Genomic DNA, 1,267 nt, shown 5'->3' with positions numbered 1-1,267 from the left:
GGCCCGAAAGAAAGGTAGGAGGCCATGACGAAAGGTCTGCACGTGCCTTCCGAGATCGGCAAGCTCAGGAAGGTCTGCCTGCACCGTCCCGGCGACGAGCTCCTCAACCTGCCGCCCGACGAGCTCGAGCGACTCCTGTTCGACGACGTCCCGTTCCTTGAGGTCGCGCAGCAGGAGCACGACACCTTCGCCCAGATCCTGAGGGACCAGGGCGTGGAGGTGCTCTACCTCGAGAACCTCGTCGCCGAGGTGTTCGACCAGGTCCCCGGCGCCCGCGCCGAGTTCACCGACCAGTACATCGCCGAGGCAGGCATCCGCGGCCAGCGCATGCCGCAGATCGTCCGCGAGAAGCTGGACTCCATCGAGGACAACCTCGAGTTCGTCAAGAAGACCATGGCCGGCATGACCAAGGCCGAGATCGACATGCCCCTCACGGCGTCCACGACCCTCGACTCCCTGGTCAACTCCGAGTCCGAGTCCGACCTGATCATCGACCCGATGCCCAACCTCTACTTCACCCGCGACCCGTTCGCGGTCGTCGGCGAGGGCGTCAACCTCAACCGCATGTACTCGGTCACCCGCAACCGCGAGACCCTGTACGGCAAGTACGTCTTCAAGTACCACCCCGACTACAAGGACGTCTCCCTGTACTTCCGCCGCGACTGCCAGTTCCACACCGAGGGCGGCGACGTGCTGAACATCAACGAGAAGACCCTCGCCGTCGGCATCTCCCAGCGCACCCAGGCAGCCGCCATCGACGTCATGGCCCAGAACATCTTCTGGAACTCCGACTCCAAGGTCGAGCGCATCCTGGCCTTCGACATCCCCGTTTCCCGCGCCTTCATGCACCTCGACACGGTCTTCACCCAGATCGACGTCGATAAGTTCACGATCCACCCCGCCATCATGGGCACCCTGCGCGTCTACGAGCTGACCGCCGGCAAGAACCCGGGCGAGGTCAACATCCGCCTGATCGAGGACACCCTCGAGCACGTCCTGGAGGACGCCACCGGCGTCGACCAGGTCAAGCTGATCCCCTGCGGCGGCGGCGACCCGATCGCGGCCTCCCGCGAGCAGTGGAACGACGGCTCCAACACCCTGTGCGTCGAGCCCGGCAAGATCTGCGTCTACGCCCGCAACACCGTCACCAACGACGTGCTGTACAAGGAGGGCCTGGACCTTCTCGTCGTGCCCTCCGCCGAGCTCTCCCGCGGCCGCGGCGGCCCGCGCTGCATGAGCATGCCCTTCTGGCGCGAGGACCTCTAAG

Annotated in this window: 1 protein-coding gene; it reads left to right on the top strand. The window is 65.4% G+C overall.

The annotated features are described in order from the left end of the window. Positions 1-24 precede the first annotated feature (24 nt). On the top strand, positions 25-1,266 hold the full coding sequence (arcA, locus tag DW029_RS11090; protein ID WP_117735747.1) for an arginine deiminase: 1,242 nt from the start codon (positions 25-27) through the stop codon (positions 1,264-1,266). The last annotated feature ends 1 nt before the right edge of the window (position 1,267 follow it).

Origin of the sequence: Collinsella sp. AF38-3AC (genome assembly GCF_003474365.1) — a bacterium.
GTDB lineage: Bacteria > Actinomycetota > Coriobacteriia > Coriobacteriales > Coriobacteriaceae > Collinsella.
Note: the sequence above shows the minus strand (reverse complement) of the source record. Positions and strands in the feature narration are given on the sequence as shown.